General features: G+C 69.0%; 20 protein-coding genes. 11 read left to right on the forward strand and 9 right to left on the reverse strand.

Annotation, left to right across the window (positions count from 1 at the left end; translation table 11 throughout):
• Positions 1–153 precede the first annotated feature (153 nt).
• Genes ACODT0_RS15020 through ACODT0_RS15035 form a run of 4 tightly spaced genes read left to right on the forward strand, consistent with a single transcriptional unit; the run spans position 154 to position 2,974 of the window.
• Entirely contained in the window at positions 154–1,047 is an 894-nt protein-coding gene (locus ACODT0_RS15020; protein ID WP_057594910.1) for a methionine ABC transporter ATP-binding protein, read from the forward strand.
• Complete coding sequence (locus ACODT0_RS15025; protein WP_093340247.1) at positions 1,040–1,702, forward strand: methionine ABC transporter permease; 663 nt, start codon at positions 1,040–1,042, stop codon at positions 1,700–1,702. The genes ACODT0_RS15020 and ACODT0_RS15025 overlap by 8 nt, the downstream gene beginning before the upstream one ends.
• A 46-nt stretch (positions 1,703–1,748) precedes the next feature.
• Positions 1,749–2,573, forward strand: coding sequence for a MetQ/NlpA family ABC transporter substrate-binding protein (locus ACODT0_RS15030; protein WP_057594908.1), 825 nt, complete (start codon positions 1,749–1,751; stop codon positions 2,571–2,573).
• Between the two features lie 29 nt (positions 2,574–2,602).
• Positions 2,603–2,974: a hypothetical protein gene (locus tag ACODT0_RS15035; RefSeq protein ID WP_057594907.1), complete on the forward strand. Its 372-nt coding sequence runs from the start codon at positions 2,603–2,605 to the stop codon at positions 2,972–2,974.
• A gap of 39 nt (positions 2,975–3,013) precedes the next feature.
• On the opposite strand, the gene ACODT0_RS15040 is transcribed toward ACODT0_RS15035, so the two are convergent.
• Together ACODT0_RS15040 and ACODT0_RS15045 are read right to left on the reverse strand one after the other, a co-directional pair.
• On the reverse strand, positions 3,014–4,372 hold the full coding sequence (locus ACODT0_RS15040; RefSeq protein ID WP_489041616.1) for an LLM class flavin-dependent oxidoreductase: 1,359 nt from the start codon (positions 4,370–4,372) through the stop codon (positions 3,014–3,016).
• Between the two features lie 7 nt (positions 4,373–4,379).
• Entirely contained in the window at positions 4,380–5,198 is an 819-nt protein-coding gene (locus ACODT0_RS15045; protein ID WP_489041617.1) for a MetQ/NlpA family ABC transporter substrate-binding protein, read from the reverse strand.
• Positions 5,199–5,306: 108 nt separating this feature from the next.
• On the opposite strand from ACODT0_RS15045, the gene ACODT0_RS15050 reads away from it, so the two are divergent.
• A complete protein-coding gene (locus ACODT0_RS15050) occupies positions 5,307–6,005 on the forward strand; it encodes an aspartate/glutamate racemase family protein (RefSeq protein WP_489041618.1) in 699 nt (232 codons plus the stop codon).
• Here the strand turns inward: ACODT0_RS15050 and ACODT0_RS15055 are convergent, their stop codons facing one another.
• Complete coding sequence (locus ACODT0_RS15055) at positions 6,006–6,932, reverse strand: alpha/beta fold hydrolase (RefSeq protein ID WP_489041619.1); 927 nt, start codon at positions 6,930–6,932, stop codon at positions 6,006–6,008.
• Between the two features lie 126 nt (positions 6,933–7,058).
• Here ACODT0_RS15055 and ACODT0_RS15060 point away from each other — a divergent pair, with 126 nt between their 5' ends.
• The 4 genes from ACODT0_RS15060 to ACODT0_RS15075 all read left to right on the forward strand — a co-directional run bounded on the left by ACODT0_RS15060 (position 7,059) and on the right by ACODT0_RS15075 (position 9,737).
• Entirely contained in the window at positions 7,059–8,120 is a 1,062-nt protein-coding gene (locus ACODT0_RS15060; RefSeq protein WP_489041620.1) for an aldo/keto reductase, read from the forward strand.
• A 16-nt stretch (positions 8,121–8,136) separates the two neighbouring features.
• Entirely contained in the window at positions 8,137–8,631 is a 495-nt protein-coding gene (locus ACODT0_RS15065; protein ID WP_261216682.1) for an aminoacyl-tRNA deacylase, read from the forward strand.
• 103 nt (positions 8,632–8,734) lie between these two features.
• Positions 8,735–9,373, forward strand: a complete 639-nt coding sequence (plsY, locus tag ACODT0_RS15070) for a glycerol-3-phosphate 1-O-acyltransferase PlsY (RefSeq protein WP_057594898.1) — start codon at positions 8,735–8,737, stop codon at positions 9,371–9,373.
• 10 nt (positions 9,374–9,383) lie between these two features.
• Positions 9,384–9,737, forward strand: a complete 354-nt coding sequence (locus ACODT0_RS15075; protein WP_057594897.1) for a RidA family protein — start codon at positions 9,384–9,386, stop codon at positions 9,735–9,737.
• Between the two features lie 15 nt (positions 9,738–9,752).
• Here the strand turns inward: ACODT0_RS15075 and ACODT0_RS15080 are convergent, their stop codons facing one another.
• Both ACODT0_RS15080 and ACODT0_RS15085 read right to left on the reverse strand, forming a co-directional pair.
• Positions 9,753–10,403 (reverse strand): retropepsin-like aspartic protease family protein, encoded by a 651-nt coding sequence (locus ACODT0_RS15080; RefSeq protein ID WP_057594895.1) that lies wholly within the window; start codon positions 10,401–10,403, stop codon positions 9,753–9,755.
• Between the two features lie 10 nt (positions 10,404–10,413).
• Entirely contained in the window at positions 10,414–10,899 is a 486-nt protein-coding gene (locus tag ACODT0_RS15085; RefSeq protein ID WP_057594893.1) for a YajQ family cyclic di-GMP-binding protein, read from the reverse strand.
• Positions 10,900–10,944: 45 nt separating this feature from the next.
• On the opposite strand from ACODT0_RS15085, the gene murB reads away from it, so the two are divergent.
• Together murB and ACODT0_RS15095 are read left to right on the forward strand one after the other, a co-directional pair.
• A complete protein-coding gene (gene murB / locus ACODT0_RS15090; RefSeq protein WP_296731135.1) occupies positions 10,945–12,003 on the forward strand; it encodes a UDP-N-acetylmuramate dehydrogenase in 1,059 nt (352 codons plus the stop codon).
• 12 nt (positions 12,004–12,015) lie between these two features.
• Positions 12,016–12,855 carry a glycine-rich domain-containing protein gene (locus ACODT0_RS15095; protein WP_489041621.1) on the forward strand — a complete coding sequence of 280 codons (840 nt, stop codon included), beginning with the start codon at positions 12,016–12,018 and terminating at the stop codon, positions 12,853–12,855.
• A gap of 76 nt (positions 12,856–12,931) precedes the next feature.
• On the opposite strand, the gene argG is transcribed toward ACODT0_RS15095, so the two are convergent.
• The 4 genes from argG to ACODT0_RS15115 form a co-directional block, all read right to left on the reverse strand.
• Positions 12,932–14,272, reverse strand: a complete 1,341-nt coding sequence (gene argG, locus ACODT0_RS15100) for an argininosuccinate synthase (RefSeq protein ID WP_057594890.1) — start codon at positions 14,270–14,272, stop codon at positions 12,932–12,934.
• A 20-nt stretch (positions 14,273–14,292) separates the two neighbouring features.
• A complete protein-coding gene (gene ppnP, locus ACODT0_RS15105) occupies positions 14,293–14,616 on the reverse strand; it encodes a pyrimidine/purine nucleoside phosphorylase (RefSeq protein WP_057594888.1) in 324 nt (107 codons plus the stop codon).
• A gap of 129 nt (positions 14,617–14,745) precedes the next feature.
• Positions 14,746–15,369, reverse strand: a complete 624-nt coding sequence (locus ACODT0_RS15110; RefSeq protein WP_422096298.1) for a hypothetical protein — start codon at positions 15,367–15,369, stop codon at positions 14,746–14,748.
• A gap of 166 nt (positions 15,370–15,535) precedes the next feature.
• Complete coding sequence (locus ACODT0_RS15115; RefSeq protein WP_489041622.1) at positions 15,536–15,907, reverse strand: ArsC family reductase; 372 nt, start codon at positions 15,905–15,907, stop codon at positions 15,536–15,538.
• Positions 15,908–15,917 lie beyond the last annotated feature (10 nt).

Consider the following 15,917-nt stretch of genomic DNA (forward strand, 5'->3'; position numbering starts at 1 on the left):
TGGCGCCTTCTTATGTGATTTCGGGAATAAGCATCGCCCGATTTGTTCGTTCCCTTTCGATGCCTTTCTTTTCATACTCGCCACCTTTTTGCGAATCCGTGGCCGGTGTTCCTGTTGGCGGCCGCGCGCATCCGTTCCTTGGTTCCCCCAGACATGAGCAACCCATCGTCCGACCCGGCCCGCGGCAGCGCGGAACCGGTCATCCGCCTCCAGTCGGTGCAGAAGTCCTTCGCGCTGCCCAGCGGCGAGGTCTTCGACGCCGTGCAATCGCTGTCGCTCGACATCCAGCAGGGCGACGTGTTCGGCCTGATCGGCAAGAGCGGCGCCGGCAAGTCGACCCTTCTGCGCCTGATCAACCTGCTCGAGCGGCCCGATGCGGGCCGCGTGCTGGTCGGCGGGCGCGACCTGACGACGCTGTCGCGCCGCGAGCTGCGCGACACGCGCCAGAACATCGGCATGATCTTCCAGCAGTTCAACCTGCTGCAGAACGCCACGGTGTTCGACAACGTGGCCTTCCCGCTGAAGATCCACGGCCGCCACTCGCGTGCCGAGATCGACGCCCGGGTGCGCGAATGCCTGGCGCTGGTGGGCCTGTCGGAAAAGATCGACACCTACCCGGCCCAGCTCTCGGGCGGCCAGAAGCAGCGCGTGGCGATCGCCCGCGCGCTGGCGCCGCGCCCGCAGGTGCTGCTGTGCGACGAGCCGACCTCGGCGCTCGACAGCGAGACCACGCGCTCGCTGCTCGAGACCTTGCGCGACATCAACCAGAAGATCGGCGTGACCATCGTGATCGTGACGCACGAGCTGTCGGTGGTCGAGGTGCTGTGCCGCAACGTGGCGATCCTCGAGAAGGGCCGGCTGGTCGAGCAGTTCGAGGTCGATGCCGCGCCGAGCGAGGCGCGCAAGACCGCGCTGGGCCGCGAGATCGACGAACTGGTGCGGCGCCGCGAACGCGATGCACGCGAAGCGCGTGAGGCTGGCGAAGCCGCCTCGGCCAGCGCCCCGGTTGCCACGCAACGCAGCGCGCTGGAGGTGGCCTATGTTTGAGAACATCGCCCCCATCCTTCCCGAGCTCTGGGTCGCGACCGGCCAGACCTTCATGATGCTGGCCATCGGCCTGTCGGCCGCGGTGCTGATCGGCGGGCCGCTGGGCATCCTGCTGTTCCTGCTCGGCCCGGGCCAGTCGCTCGCCAACCGGCCCGCGTTCCTGATCCTGAACTGGCTCGTGAACACGGTGCGCTCCTTCCCGTTCATCATCCTGCTGGTGGCGCTGGTGCCGTTCACGCGCATCATCGCGGGCACCTCGATCGGGCCGCTGGCCGCGGCGGTGCCGCTGTCCTTCGCGGCCATCCCCTATTTTGCGCGGCTGGTCGACCAGTGCCTGCGCGAGGTGCCGCGCGGCGTGATCGAGGCGGCCCATGCGATGGGCGCCTCGGAGCTGCAGATCGTCTGGCGCGTGCTGGTGGTCGAGGCCCGCTCGGGCCTGGTGCTGGCGCTCACGGTGCTCGCGGTGAGCTTCCTCTCCTACTCGGCGATCGCCGGCGTGGTGGGCGGCGGCGGCATCGGCGACCTGGCCATCCGCTACGGCTACTACCGCTTCCAGACCGACGTGATGGTGCTCACCGTGGCGCTGCTCGTGGTGCTGGTACAGATCCTGCAATTCGTCGGCAACACCGCGGCGCGCAGGCTCGACAAGCGTTGATTCGCTTTTCCTTTTCCCTCTCTCTTTTCCTGCAAAGCCTTCCGTCATGACCACCGCACTGCTGCGCCGTTCCGTCCTCGCCCTGTCCCTCGCCGCGCTGTCGCTCGGCGGCCTTTCGCTGCCGGCGCAGGCGCAGGACGCCAAGAAGAACCTCACGATCGGCGGCACCGCCGGCTCGAACATCGACCAGCTCAAGCAAGGCATCGTGCCGATCCTCGAGAAGAAGGGCTACAAGGTGAAACTGGTCGAATTCAACGATTACGTGCAGCCCAACCTGGCGCTGGCCCAGGGTTCGCTCGACGCCAACTTCTTCCAGCACCAGGTCTACCTGAAGAAATTCGCGGCCGACCAGAAGCTGGACCTGGCCGAGCTGGTGCAGGGCCCGATCGCGCCGCTGGGCGTGTACTCGACCAAGCGCAAGACGCTGGCCGACCTGAAGGACGGCGACCGCGTGACGCTGCCGAACGACCCGAGCAACCTGGCGCGCGCGCTGGTGCTGCTGGAGCAGAACAAGCTGATCACGATCAAGCAGGGCGTGGATCCGCTGCGCGCTTCCGAGAAGGACGTGGCCGACAACCCCAGGAAGCTGAAGTTCATTCCGCTCGAGGCTGCACAATTGCCGCGCTCGCTCGGCGACACCGAGTACGCGATCATCAACGGCAACTTCGCGATCTCCTCGGGCCTGAAGCTCACCGAAGCGGTGGTGCTCGAGAAGACGCCCGACTACTACCTGAATGTCGTGGCCGTGAAGACCGCGGACAAGAACACCGCCTGGGCCAAGGACCTCGTGGAGGCCTACCACTCGAAGGAGTTCAAGACGGTGGTCGACACGAAGTTCCAGGGCTACGCGAAGCCCAGCTTCCTGCAATAAACCAACTACTTTCTGAGAGGGACCTTCCCATGCCCGTGCTGGCCGTGTTCGATGCGCAAGCGAGCTGGAGCGACACCCATGTGTGCGACGGCTGGATCACCGATCGGCTGGCCGCGCAGGGCGTGCGATGGGGGCGCGAGGACGCCCCCGCGCCGCTCGCGGGCGAGGAGGTTCGCGTGCTCGGGCAGGCCGGGTTGTTCTATGTGCCGGAAGGCGAGGGCTATCTGGGCCTGCTGCTCGAGGCCGGCGAATGGGTCGCGCTGCCGGTGGGGCGGGCCCGGGTGTTCTTCGACGACGGCGAGGGCGCGGACGATGCGCTGCCGCATGCGGCGCTGCCGGGCTTCGAGGCCTTCGTCGAAGAGGTGCTGTCGTTGACGGGGAACGACGCCGACGAGGGCTGAGGCCCGCCGCCGCTCCCCGGGCGGCGCTTTTTCTTCTTTCTAAGCCGCCAGGCGCTGCGCCGTTCGCCCTTCGGGCCGCACCAGCCCCAGGTGATCGCGCAAGGTACGCCCCTCGTACTCCGTGCGGAACAACCCGCGCTTCTGCAGGATCGGCACCACCCCGTCGACGAAATGTTCGAGCCCGTGCGGCAGCGCATCGGGCATCAGGTTGAAGCCGTCGGCCGCGCCGCCCTTGAACCAGTGCTCGATGTCGTCGGCGATCTGCTCGGGCGTGCCCACGATCACGCGGTGGCCGCCGCCGCCCGCGAGCTCGCGGATCAGCTGGCGCACCGTGTAGCCGTGGGTGCGGCCGGCCGCCACCACCGCGTTGAAGAAGGTGTGGTTGCCGTTGCCATTGCCGGGCAGCGGCAGGTTCTCGGGCAGGCGCTCGTCGAGCTTCAGGCGATCGGGCGCGATGCCCAGCGTGCCCGCGATGCGCGTGAGGCTGTAGTCCCAGGGGATCAGGTCGACCAGCTCGTCGCGGCGACGCAGCGCCTCGGCCTCGGTGCCGCCGACGATGGTGGTGAGGCCCGCGAGCACCTTCACCGCGTCGGGGCCGCGGCCCAGCTCGGCCGCGCGGGTCTTGAGGGCGCGCGCATAGGCCAGCGATTCCTCGAAGGACTGCGAGGCCGAGAACACGGCCTCGGCATGGCGCGAGGCGAGCTCGCGCCCGTCGGCCGAGGCGCCGGCCTGTACCAGCACCGGATGGCCCTGCGGCGCGCGCGGCAGGTTCAGCGGGCCCTGCACCGCGAAGTGCTCGCCGCGGTGCGCGATGGGGTGCACCCTGGTGGCGTCGACGAAGCTGCCCGTGGCCTTGTCGCCGACAAAGGCGCCGTCTTCCCAGCTGTCCCACAGCGCCTTCACGATGTCGGCGAACTCCGAGGCGCGCGCGTAGCGCTTCGCATGGTCGGGCGTGGCCTCGAGGCCGAAGTTGCGCGCCGAGGGCAGGTCGGCCGTGGTCACCATGTTCCAGCCCGCGCGGCCGTTGCTCACGTGGTCGAGCGTGGAGAAGCGGCGCGCGATGTTGTAGGGCTCGTTGTAGCTGGTCGAGGCGGTGGCGATCAGCCCGATGTGGGTGGTGGCCGCGGCCACGCAGGCCAGCAGGATGGTGGGCTCGAGCGCGGTGATCGGGCGGAAGTGGATCTGGTCGACGATGGCCGCGTTGTCGGCCAGGAAGATCGCGTCGAGCTTGCCCGCTTCCGCGATCCGTGCGGTGCGGATGTAGTGCTGGATGTCGGCGAAGGCCCGGGGGTCGGCCTCGGGCAGGCGCCAGGCCGAGGGCACGAAGCCCGAGTGCAGGATGTTGACGTTCAGGTGCAGCCGCCGGGGAGGCGCGCCGCGGGTGGTGGAGCCGCTCATCGTGCGATCACTTCGAGAAGTAGTCGGGCAGCCGGTAGCCGGCCCACACGGGATTGGCGAGGAAGACGCGCTGGAACTCTGCCGACTGGTAGGCCGCGACGATGTCCTTCGCGAACTTCGCGTTCTCGTTGCCGCGCTTGACCGCCACCACGTTGACGTAGGGCAGGGTCATGTCCTCGAGCTTGAGCGCCTCGGTGAGCTTGAGGCCCGAGGCGACGGCGAAGTTGCCCTGCACGGCCGCGAGGTCGGCGTCGGCCAGCGAGCGCGGTGCCTGGGCGGCGTCGAGCGGCACCAGCTTCAGGCGCTTGGGATTGCTCGCGATGTCGCGCTCCGACACGCTCAGCGGATTCACGCCGGCCTTGAGCTGCACCCAGCCGATGGCCGCGAGGATGTTGAGCGCGCGCGCCGCGTTCACCGGGTCGGCCGGCAGCGTGACGGTGGCGCCGTCGGGCACGCTGGCCAGCGACTTGTGGCGCTGCGAATAGAGGCCCATCGGCGGCGTCGGCACGTGGACGATCGGCACCAGGTCGAAGTTCTGCTGCTGGTTGGTGGCGTTGAGGTAGAGCGTGTGCTGGAAGATGTTGGCGTCGATCTGGCCGCGCTCGACGGCGTCGTTGGGCTGCACGCCCTGGCTGAATTCGACGTACTTGACGGTGTAGCCGAGCTTGGCGAGCTGGGGCTCGATGCCCTTGGTGAAGGCGTCGCGGTACGGGCCCGGCATGAAGCCGACGCGCAGGTCGGCGGCCTGAGCCGCGACCGCGAGGCCCAGCGTGAGGACGAGGCCGCCGGCCAGGGCCAGGCGGCGGGAAAGGGCGAAAGGGCGCATGAGAGAGGGGCTCCAGAACTGAACCGGGCACTCTAGGAGCCGCTGCCGCGCGCGCGAACGAATATTCGCAAGCTTGCATATGCGGACAGCGGCCATAGGATCGCAGGCATGACCCAACACATCGGAATCGTGGGCTGCTCCGCCGAAGGCGCGGCCCTTTGCTACAAGACCATCTGCGTGGAGGGCGCCGCGCTGCTCGGGCCCCATGCGCACCCCGAGGTGTCGATGCACACGCCCTCGCTCGCGGACTACGTGCGCTGCCTCGATGCGGGCGACGTGGCCGGCGTGGGCGAGCTGATGCTCGCTTCGGCGCGCAAGCTGCAGGCCGCGGGTGCCGACTTCCTGATCTGCCCCGACAACACGATCCACCAGGCCTTCGAGTACGTGGCGCCGCGTTCGCCGCTGCCCTGGCTGCACATCGCCGAGGTGGCCGCCGACGAGGCCGTGCGGCGCGGCTTCCGGCGCATCGGCATCACGGGCACGCGCTGGCTGGTCGACAGCGAGGTCTATCCGTCCAGGTTCGCGGCGCGCGGCCTCGAGTACCGCCGGCCGAACGCGCAGGAGCGCGACGAGACCGGGCGCGTGATCATGGACGAACTGGTCAACGGCATCTTCAGCCCCGCGGGCGTGGCGAGCTTCCAGCGCGTGATCGAGCGCATGAAGGTAGAGGAGGGCTGCGACGCGGTGGTGCTGGGTTGCACCGAGATCCCGCTGATCATCGGCGATGCGAACTCGGCGCTGCCGACGCTCGATTCGACGCGGCTGCTGGCGCGCGCGGCGTTGCGGCGCGCCGTGCAGCAGGCCTGACTAGGTAAGGAAATCCTCGATCAGCTTCGCCACCCGCTGCGGCTGGTCGTGGTGCAGCATGTGGCCGGCATCGGCCAGCTGCTCGATGCGCACCGAGGGCACCGAAGCCAGCCGCTGGTGGAACTCCTCGAGCGTGTAGCGGTTCTTCCACCAGCCCTGCAGGCTGTCGTCGGCGGCCTCGATCATCAGCGTGGGCGCGGCAATGCGCGCATAGAGCGCGCGCACCTCGTCGACGCGGAAGATGTTGGCATTGACGACCTTGTGCGCGGCCTCGCCGAGGATCTGCCAGCGGGCGCTGCCGTCGGGCTGCGCGCGGCTGGCCGACCAGTGGCTCGCGAGCCAGTCGGCCTTGTCCTGCGACAGCCGCGGGTTGGTCTTCATGAGCCGGCGCGCCACGCCGTCGACGGCCGAGTAGCCGGCGAGCTCGAGTTCGCCGCGGTGCAGCCGCTTGAGTTCGTCGATCCATTGGCCGTAGCGCGCGGGCGCTTCCTCGGGCTGGCGCGCGGGCATGCCGAAGCCCTCGAGGTTGACCAGCCGGCGGATGCGCTCGGGCCGCACGCCCGCGTAGTGCATGACGACGTTGCCGCCCATGCTGTGGCCCACGAGGTCGACCGGGCGCGCGGCCTCGCCTTCGCCCGCGTAGTGGTCGAGCAGCCATTCGAGGTCGGCCAGGTAGTCGGGCAGCCAGTAGTTGTCGACCCCGCCGCCGTCGGTGAGGCCGAAGCCGCGCCAGTCGGGCGCGACGATGAAGCGCTCCTCGGCCAGCGCGTCGACCACGAACTGCCAGGAGGCGGCCACGTCCATCCAGCCGTGCACCAGCACCAGTGGCGGCCGCTCGGCCGAGGGCTGGCCCCAGAGGCGCACGTGGTAGCGGAGGTTGCGCACGGGCACGAATTCGCTGCGCGAGGGACGGAGGGCGTGGTACATGGCTCCGATGATAAGGAGCCGGGTCGATGCGTACAGTCCGCCAGACGACAGTGGCGTGACGGCCGCGCCGCTCGGGTTTGGCGCCGCCGCCAGCGCGCCGCGAAGCCCGGCGGTACATTTCCGCGCATGCAAAAAATCAGACTCGGTCAGAGCGACCTTCACGTCACGCCCATCTGCCTCGGCACCATGACCTTCGGCGAGCAGGTCGACGAGCCCACGGCCCATGCCATCCTGGCGCGCTCGCTCGAGCGCGGCGTCGACTTCATCGACACGGCCGAGATGTACTCGGTGCCCACGCGCCAGGAGACCTACGGCGCGACCGAGACCATCATCGGCAACTGGTTCGCGGCCAACCCCGGCGCGCGCCGGAAGCTGACGCTGGCGAGCAAGGTCGCGGGCCCGCTGCGCAACACGCCCTGGGTGCGCGAAGGCGTGGGCATGACGGGCGCGGACATCGTGGCCTCGTGCGAGGCGAGCCTCAAGCGGCTGCAGACGGACGTGATCGACCTCTACCAGATCCACTGGCCCGAGCGCCACGTGCCGGCCTTCGGCAACATCTACTACGACCCGGCCAAGGAGGTCTCGCAGACCCCGATCCGGGAACAGCTCGAAGCGCTGGCCGGGCTGGTGAAGGCAGGGAAGATCCGCGCCATCGGCCTGTCGAACGAGACGCCCTATGGCGTGCACGAGTTCGTGCGGCTGGCCGAGGAGCACGGGCTGCCGCGCGTGGCGACGGTGCAGAACGTCTACAACCTCGCGAGCCGCGGCGCCGAGAACGGCCTCGACGAAACCATGCACCGGCTCGGCGTGTCGCTGCTGGCCTATTCGCCGCTGGCCTACGGCCTGCTGACCGGCAAGTACGACCAGAGCGGCATCACCGGCCCGGACGCGCCGCAGGAAGCGCGCATCACGCGCTACGAATCGGTGCGCAAGCTGCGCTGGGGCCGGCCCGACGCGCTCAAGGCCGCGCGCCGCTACAACCAGCTCGCGCGCGACAACGGCCTGACGCCGGTGAAGCTCGCGCTGGCCTTCTGCTACACCAAGTGGCAGGTGGCGAGCACCATCATCGGCGTGCGCACGGTCGAGCAGCTCGACGAGGACATCGATGCCTGGGGCACGACGCTGTCGCCCGAGCTGCTGGCCGAGATCGACGCGATCCGCTGGGAGATCCGCGACCCGGCCGCCTGAGCCGGCCTCGCCCGCCATGGCCAGGAAGAACGCCCACGTCTCCGAGACGCCCGCCACCCAGCTCTTGCGCGCCCACAAGGTCGCGTTCACCGAGCACCCCTACGAATACATGGAGCACGGCGGCGCCCAGCGCGGCGCCGAGATGCTGGGGCTCGACCCGTTCATGGTGATCAAGACGCTGGTGATGCAGGACCAGGACGCCAGGCCGCTGGTGGTGCTGATGCACGGCAACCGCACCGTGTCGACCAAGAACCTCGCGCGCCAGATCGGCGCCAAGTCGGTCGAGCCCTGCAAGCCCGAGGTGGCGCAGCGCCACAGCGGCTACATGGTGGGCGGCACCTCGCCCTTCGGCACCAGGCGCGAAATGCCGGTGTACGTGGAGGCGACGGTGCTCGCGCTGCCGCGCATCGTGCTCAACGGCGGGCGGCGCGGTTACCTGATCGGCATCGACCCGCAGGTGTGCGTGCAGCTGCTGGGCGCGACCCCGGTGGAGTGCGCGCTGGCAGAATAGCCGGCTCCTGCGATTCGATCGTCGGCGCTGCGCGTCCCGCCCGGGGCGCATCGGCGCGGCGATGCGTCCCCCGAAGAACAACACCGATCCGCGGAGACCCGCCTTGACCTTTCACCTGCCTACCCTGATCGCCATCGTGGCGTCGTACCTGCTCGGCTCGCTGTCCTTCGCCGTCATCGTGAGCAGGGCGCTCGGCATGGCCGACCCGCGCAGCTACGGCAGCAAGAACCCCGGCGCGACCAACGTGCTGCGCTCGGGCAACAAGGGCGCGGCGCTGGCCACGCTGCTGCTCGACGCGGTCAAGGGCTGGGTGCCGGTGTTCGTGATCCGCCACTGGGGCGCCCAATGGGGCCTGGACGACGGCGTGGCCGCGGTGGCCGGCGTGGCGGCCTTCCTCGGCCACCTGTACCCGGTGTTCTTCGGCTTCCAGGGCGGCAAGGGCGTGGCGACGGCGGCCGGCGTGCTGGTGGGCATCGCGCCCTGGCTCGGGCTCGCGACCGGCGCCACCTGGCTGATCATCGCGGTGTTCTTCCGCTACTCCTCGCTCTCCTCGCTGGTCGCCGCCTTCTTCGCGCCGGCCTACTACCTGATCGGCGGCGGCATCGCGTGGCCGCTGAGCCGCACGGCGCTGGTCGCCATCATCGTCATGAGCCTGCTGCTGATCTGGCGGCATCGCGAGAACATCCGCCGGCTCGCCGCCGGCACCGAGTCCAAACTGGGCTCCAAAAAGAAAAAGGACTGAAGGAATCACCATGGGCACCATCACCCGCTTCCACGTCGGACCGCGTCTTTCCGAGACCGCGGTGCACAACGGCACCATCTACCTCGCGGGCCAGGTGCCCGACGACACCACGCAGGACATCCGTGGCCAGACCCAGCAGGTGCTGGCCATGGTCGACCGCCTGCTGGCCGAGGCCGGCAGCGACAAGTCGCGCATCCTCATGACCCAGATCTTCCTGGCCGACATCGCGGACATCACGGCGATGAACGAGGTCTGGGACGCCTGGATCCCGGCCGGCAACACGCCGCCGCGCGCGACGGTGCAGGCCAAGATGGCCAACACCGGCTACAAGATCGAGATCGTGGTGACGGCCGCGCAGGCCTGATTCGCGAGCTTCGCTTCAGTAGCGCTTCTCGAGCACCATCTGGTCGGCGTCGCGCCGCATCGAGAAGCGGTTGATGAAGCTGTTGCCCAGCAGCACGAAGGGCATGGACTGCGGCGAGACGATGGCCTCGAGGTCGTAGACCTCGACGTCGCCCACGCGCACCGAGCGCAGCCGCAGCAGGTAGCCGGGTGCCACGCCGTTGGCGGTGTTGACCTGCACCGGCCGGCCCTTGCTGTAGTCGAGGCCGATGCGCTGCGCGTCGGCCACCGACATGGCGACCGTGGTCGCGCCGGTGTCGAGCATGAAGGTGACCGGGCGATCGTTGATCAGGCCCTGGGTCATGAAATGGCCGCGGCTGTCGGCCGGCAGCACGATGCGGTTGCCGCTGCCGCCCGAGGGGCCGCCACCGCCGATGCTCACGGGCGTGTCCATGCGCAGCGTGACGCGCTTGCCCTCGGACTCGACCACCGCCTGCTCGGACTGCAGCGAAACCAGCTTCACGCCCTGGAAGCTCTCGCCCACCGCCACCGTCTTGGGCGCGCTGCCGTTGACGATCAGGATCGCGCGGCTGCCGATGGTGCCGGTCAGCATGACCGAGTCGGCCGCCTGGGCCGACGGCGCCGCCACCGCGGCCAGGACGAACGCGGCGACGGCGAATGCCTTCATGGGCCGGGGCTCAGTCGCGGAAGTTGTTGAAGGACAGCGGGGTATCGGGCACGTCCTTCTTGATCAGCGCCATGGCGGCCTGCAGGTCGTCGCGCTTGGCGCCGGTGACGCGCACCGCGTCGCCCTGGATCGCGGCCTGCACCTTGAGCTTGCTGTCCTTGATCAGGCGCTGGATCTTCTTGGCGATGTCGCCCTCGATGCCGTTCTTGATCTTGATGACCTGCTTGACCTTGTCGCCGCCGATCTTCTGCACGTCGCCCTTGTCGAGGAAACGCACGTCGACGCTGCGCTTGGTGAGCTTGCTGCGCAGGATGTCCTCGACCTGCACGAGCTGGAACTCGGCATCGCCGGTCATGGTGATTTCCTTGTCCTTGAGCTCGACCGCGGCCGCGGTGCCCTTGAAGTCGAAACGGGTGGCGATTTCCTTGGCGGTGTTCTCGACGGCGTTCTTGACCTCGGGCAGATTGGGTTCGCAGACGGTGTCGAAAGACGGCATGGGCTCTCCTCAGGTGTCACGGTAGCTGGATGCGACAATTCTCCCATGATCGTGGAGCACAACGTCCCGCTGCAGCCGTACAACAGCTTCGGCATCGTCGCGCGCGCGCAGCACCTGGTGCGCATCGCGAGCGAGGCCGACCTGGCCGCGCTGCATGCCGACACCGAATGGCGCGACGCGCCGCGTTTCGTGCTGGGCGGCGGCAGCAATATCGTGTTGACCGGCGACGTGAAGCCGCTGGTCCTGAAGGTGGAGATCCAGGGCCGCCGGCTGGTCGAGGAGACCTCGCGCGCCTGGATCGTGGAGGCCGGCGCCGGCGAGGTCTGGCACGACACCGTGCAGTGGACGCTGGCGCAGGGCTACCCGGGGCTCGAGAACCTCGCGATGATCCCGGGCACGGTGGGCGGCTCGCCGGTGCAGAACATCGGCGCCTACGGCGTCGAGCTGCAGGACCGCTTCGATTCGCTCGATGCCTTCGATCTGGAAACCGGCCGCAGCTTCACGCTCGACGCGGCCCAGTGCGCCTTCGGCTATCGCGACTCGGTGTTCAAGCACGTGCGCGGCGCCGGCGGCGCCAACGACTTCGGCCTGGCGGGCCGCGCGCTCATCACGCGCGTGCGCTTCCGGCTGCCCAAGCCCTGGAAGGCGGTGGCGGGCTACCTCGACCTGGAACGCAGGATGGAGGAGACCGGCAACTTCACGCCCGATGCGAACGACATCTTCGACTGGATCTGCGCCATCCGCCGCGCCAAGCTGCCCGACTGGCGGGTGCTGGGCAACGCGGGCAGCTTCTTCAAGAACCCGACCGTCACGCCCGAGCAGTGCGCCGACATCATCGCGCGCGAGCCGAAGATCGTGCATTACCCGATGGACGACGGCAGCATCAAGCTCGCGGCCGGCTGGCTGATCGACGCCTGCGGCTGGAAGGGCAAGTCGGTAGGCAATGCCGGCGTCTACGAGAAGCAGGCGCTGGTGCTGGTCAACCGCGGCGGCAGCGAGAACCCGGTGACCGGCGGCGAGGTGATGACGCTGGCCAAGGCGATCCAGACCAGCGTGTACGAGCGCTTCGGCATCCGGCTCGAGCCCGAGCCGGTGGTGGTCTGAACACCCGGGGACATGGACCTCGACTTCCTGCCCCTGAACTACCGCCGGCGCATCTTCGCGCTGGTGTGGCTGCGGCGGCTGGTGATCCTGGCGGCAATCGCCGCGCTGGCGTTCTCGAGCGGGCGCTGGTGGAGCATGGTGCTCGGGCTGATTGGCGCGGGCCTGCTGGTGGTGGTGATGGGCTGGTTCGAAACCAGCCTGCGCCGCCAGTTCGTTCGCGAGGCGCGGCTGCCGCCTTTCCTGGTCCACAAGCTGATCGCGGCCCATCCGCAGCTGAGCCGGCGCGACGCCGAGCTGGTGCTGCGCGGCCTGCGGCAGTTCTTCATGGCCCACCTGCGCAGCGGGCGCAAGTTCGTCGGCATGCCCTCGAAGGTGGCCGACACCGCCTGGCACGAGTTCATCCTCCATACCCAGGGCTACCAGCACTGGTGCCAGGCGGCCTTCGGCGGCCTCTTGCACCACACGCCGGCCGAGGTGCTGGGGCGCGATCCCAAGCGCAACGACGGCCTGCGCCGCAGCTGGTACTGGGCCTGCAAGGAGGAGAGCATCGATCCGCGCAAGCCGGCGCGGCTGCCGCTGCTGTTCGCGCTCGACGCCAAGTTCGGCATCGAGGGCGGCTTCAACTACGTGCCCGACTGCCGCGACATCGACCGGCAGGCGGGCTCCGATACCCACTGCGGCACGAGCTTCGGCGAAGGCAACTCGTCGAGCGGCGGCTGCGGCGGCGACGCGGGCGGCTTCGGCGGCAGCGAATCGAGCAGCGGCGATGGCGGCGGTGGCGATTCTTCCGGCGGCGGCGCGGATGGCGGCGGCTGCGGTGGTGGCTGCGGCGGCGGAGGCGGCGGGGACTGAGCGCCTCGCGCCGGCTGCACCCCAAAAAAAAGCAGGCGCGAGGCCTGCTTTCTTCATTCGAAGCCGCTCGGGCTTCTTACTTGCCGCTGTCGTCGTTCGCGAGCTTCGGCAGCGCCGCGCCCTGGCTCGAGGCCAGCAGGCCGGTCTTGGTGTAGATGCCGAGCTTCTCGCGCGTGTCGACGATGTCGAGGTTGCGCATCGTCAGCTGGCCGATGCGGTCCAGCGGCGTGAACGCGCCTTCGACCTTCTCCATGCTCAGGCGTTCGGGCTTGTAGGTGAGGTTCGGCGACTCGGTGTTGAGGATCGAGTAGTCGTTGCCGCGGCGCAGCTCGACCGTGACCTCGCCGGTGATCGCGCGCGCCACCCAGCGCTGGGCGGTTTCGCGCAGCATGATGGCCTGCGGGTCGAACCAGCGGCCCTGGTAGAGCAGGCGGCCCAGGCGGCGGCCGTGGTCGCGGTACTGCTCGATGGTGTCCTCGTTGTGGATGCCGGTCACCAGGCGCTCGTAGGCGATGAACAGCAGCGCGAGGCCGGGGGCCTCGTAGATGCCGCGGCTCTTGGCCTCGATGATGCGGTTCTCGATCTGGTCGCTCATGCCCAGGCCGTGGCGCCCGCCGATGCGGTTGGCCTCGAGGATCAGCTCGACCAGGTTGGGGTAGCTCACGCCGTTGAGCGCGACCGGCACGCCTTCCTCGAAGCGCACCGAGACGGTTTCGCGCTTGACCTCGACCTCGTCCTTCCAGAAGGCCACGCCCATGATCGGCTGCACGATCTGGATGCCGCTGTTCAGGTGCTCGAGGTCCTTGGCTTCGTGCGTGGCGCCGAGCATGTTGGAGTCGGTCGAGTAGGCCTTCTCGGCCGACATCTTGTAGGCGAAGCCGGCCTGCTGCATGAAGGCCGACATTTCGGCGCGGCCGCCGAGCTCGTCGATGAAGACCTGGTCGAGCCAGGGCTTGTAGATCTTCAGGCCCGGGTTGGTCAGCAGGCCGTAGCGGTAGAAGCGCTCGATGTCGTTGCCCTTGTAGGTGCTGCCGTCGCCCCAGATGTGGACGTCGTCTTCCTTCATGGCCGACACCAGCATCGTGCCGGTGACCGCGCGGCCCAGCGGCGTGGTGTTGAAGTAGGTGACGCCGGCCGTCGTGACGTGGAAGGCGCCGGCCTGCAGCGCGGCCAGGCCTTCGTTGGCGAGCTGCGCGCGGCAGTCGATCAGGCGCGCGTTCTCGGCGCCGTAGAGCATCGCCTTGCGCGGGATCTCGTCGTAGTCGGGCTCGTCGGGCTGGCCGAGGTTGGCGGTGTAGGCGTAGGGGATCGCGCCCTTGTTGCGCATCCAGTGCAGCGCCGCGCTGGTATCGAGGCCGCCCGAGAAGGCGATGCCGACCTTCTGGCCGGCGGGGACGTTTTGGAGGATGGTCGACATGCTGGGTGACTCCGTGCGGTTCAGCCGAAGTGGCAGATGTAGCTGTAGGGCTCGCCGCTCACGCGGATCTGGAAGCTGGAGTTGCCCGGAACGTCGAACTTCTGGCCGGGGCCGGAGGCGATCCACTCGGTGCTGCCCGCGAGCTGGTATTCGCAGCTGCCGGCGGTGCCTTCCATGATCTCGGGGGCGCCGGTGTTGAAGGTCAGGGTGGACGGCAGGATCACGCCGACCGATTTCTTCGTGCCGTCGGCCAGCGTGAGGCTGTGGCTCACGCACTTGCCGTCGAAGTAGACATTGGCCTTGGTGGCCACAGCGGCGCTGTTCAGGGTGTCGGTAATCGTCATGGAATGGCGCCGGCGCCGGGGGCGTTCGGCTGGTCGAGGACGGCACCGCGCGGGCGGCGCACCCCTCAGGGGTTGGAGAAGTCCTCGATTTTAGGGGCTTGGCCGGCGGCGCCTGGCCGGCCGGCCGGCTCAGTGGTGCCAGCCGTGATAGCCGCCGCGCCAGCCGCCATAGCCGCGGTAGCCGTAACCCCGGTAGCCGCCGCCCCAGCCGCGCGAGTAGCCGAGGTTCAGCGAGATGCCGACCGGCGGGTAGACGTAGGGCTGCGGATAGGCATAGGCCGGCTGCACGTAGACCGGCGCCGGATAGACCGCGGCCGGGTAGGCGGGCTGGGCATAGACCGGGGCCGGCTGCGTGCCCGACACCACCACGCCCGGCTCGGGCACGACGTCGTCCCAGGGCGAGCCCGTGCTGTATTGCTGGCCCTGCTGCTGGGCATAGCCGCGGTTGTCGCTTTCGACCGGGTAGGGCGTGAGCCGGTTCTGCGGCGTCACCGGCGCGGTGGTCACGCCGTAGGCGTTGGCCTCGACGGGGATGGTGGCGCCCGGCTGGTAGTCGGTGCGCGTGGTGTAGCGGCGGCCGTTGTACTCGTAGGTGACGTTGTAGCTGGTGCCGGCGCCGTCGCGCACCGGCGTGGCCGAGAGCACGCGCGCCTGCACGGTCTGGCCCGACTGGGCATGGACCAGGCCCGCGCTGGCGGCGAGGACGCCGGCCAGCGAGAGGCCGAGGACGGTACGGATGGTCTGGGTATTCATGTTGGAGACTCCTGCGGATCGGACGCGGTGCGCTGCGAGGGTTGCCCGGCCGCGCCCGGTCCGGGTTCGACGCCGGCCCGCCAGGCGGGTTCCGGCATTTACACGGCGTTCACAGCACGGTTTTTCACAGGCGCTTACAGCGACCTGGCCCATTGTTCACAGGCGCTTACAGCGACCTGGCCCATTGTTCGGCGTCGAAACCCGCGGTGATGTCGGCCTGGCGCGCTTTTTGGCGCCAGTCCACCACCGGCCGCTTGATCAGGCTGGGATTGGCGAGCAGCACGGCGCGCGCCGAGGCGGCGTCGACCACCGATTCGCGCGTGGCGTCGTCGAGCTTGCGCCAGGTGGTGCCGCGGCGGTTGACCAGCGTTTCCCAGCCCAGCGCGGCCAGCCAGCGGTCGAGCTCGGCCTCGGGCACGCCCTGTTTCTTGAAATCGTGGAAGCCGTAGGCGATGTCGTGGTCGGCTAGCCAGGCGCGGGCGCGCTTGACGGTGTCGCAGTTCGGAATGCCGTACAGAGTGGTCGAAGGGGTTGTCATGGCGCCGATG

It is taken from the genome of Variovorax sp. FG153 (genome assembly GCF_057809595.1).

What these genes read in the sequence shown, in the direction of transcription:
- ACODT0_RS15020 (WP_057594910.1), top strand. Translation starts at nt 154, where the DNA reads ATGAGCAACCCATCGTCCGACCCGGCCCGCGGCAGCGCGGAACCGGTC.
- ACODT0_RS15025 (WP_093340247.1), top strand. Translation starts at nt 1,040, where the DNA reads ATGTTTGAGAACATCGCCCCCATCCTTCCCGAGCTCTGGGTCGCGACC.
- ACODT0_RS15030 (WP_057594908.1), top strand. Translation starts at nt 1,749, where the DNA reads ATGACCACCGCACTGCTGCGCCGTTCCGTCCTCGCCCTGTCCCTCGCC.
- ACODT0_RS15035 (WP_057594907.1), top strand. Translation starts at nt 2,603, where the DNA reads ATGCCCGTGCTGGCCGTGTTCGATGCGCAAGCGAGCTGGAGCGACACC.
- ACODT0_RS15040 (WP_489041616.1), bottom strand. Translation starts at nt 4,372, where the DNA reads ATGAGCGGCTCCACCACCCGCGGCGCGCCTCCCCGGCGGCTGCACCTG.
- ACODT0_RS15045 (WP_489041617.1), bottom strand. Translation starts at nt 5,198, where the DNA reads ATGCGCCCTTTCGCCCTTTCCCGCCGCCTGGCCCTGGCCGGCGGCCTC.
- ACODT0_RS15050 (WP_489041618.1), top strand. Translation starts at nt 5,307, where the DNA reads ATGACCCAACACATCGGAATCGTGGGCTGCTCCGCCGAAGGCGCGGCC.
- ACODT0_RS15055 (WP_489041619.1), bottom strand. Translation starts at nt 6,932, where the DNA reads ATGTACCACGCCCTCCGTCCCTCGCGCAGCGAATTCGTGCCCGTGCGC.
- ACODT0_RS15060 (WP_489041620.1), top strand. Translation starts at nt 7,059, where the DNA reads ATGCAAAAAATCAGACTCGGTCAGAGCGACCTTCACGTCACGCCCATC.
- ACODT0_RS15065 (WP_261216682.1), top strand. Translation starts at nt 8,137, where the DNA reads ATGGCCAGGAAGAACGCCCACGTCTCCGAGACGCCCGCCACCCAGCTC.
- ACODT0_RS15075 (WP_057594897.1), top strand. Translation starts at nt 9,384, where the DNA reads ATGGGCACCATCACCCGCTTCCACGTCGGACCGCGTCTTTCCGAGACC.
- ACODT0_RS15080 (WP_057594895.1), bottom strand. Translation starts at nt 10,403, where the DNA reads ATGAAGGCATTCGCCGTCGCCGCGTTCGTCCTGGCCGCGGTGGCGGCG.
- ACODT0_RS15085 (WP_057594893.1), bottom strand. Translation starts at nt 10,899, where the DNA reads ATGCCGTCTTTCGACACCGTCTGCGAACCCAATCTGCCCGAGGTCAAG.
- murB (WP_296731135.1), top strand. Translation starts at nt 10,945, where the DNA reads ATGATCGTGGAGCACAACGTCCCGCTGCAGCCGTACAACAGCTTCGGC.
- ACODT0_RS15095 (WP_489041621.1), top strand. Translation starts at nt 12,016, where the DNA reads ATGGACCTCGACTTCCTGCCCCTGAACTACCGCCGGCGCATCTTCGCG.
- argG (WP_057594890.1), bottom strand. Translation starts at nt 14,272, where the DNA reads ATGTCGACCATCCTCCAAAACGTCCCCGCCGGCCAGAAGGTCGGCATC.
- ppnP (WP_057594888.1), bottom strand. Translation starts at nt 14,616, where the DNA reads ATGACGATTACCGACACCCTGAACAGCGCCGCTGTGGCCACCAAGGCC.
- ACODT0_RS15110 (WP_422096298.1), bottom strand. Translation starts at nt 15,369, where the DNA reads ATGAATACCCAGACCATCCGTACCGTCCTCGGCCTCTCGCTGGCCGGC.
- ACODT0_RS15115 (WP_489041622.1), bottom strand. Translation starts at nt 15,907, where the DNA reads ATGACAACCCCTTCGACCACTCTGTACGGCATTCCGAACTGCGACACC.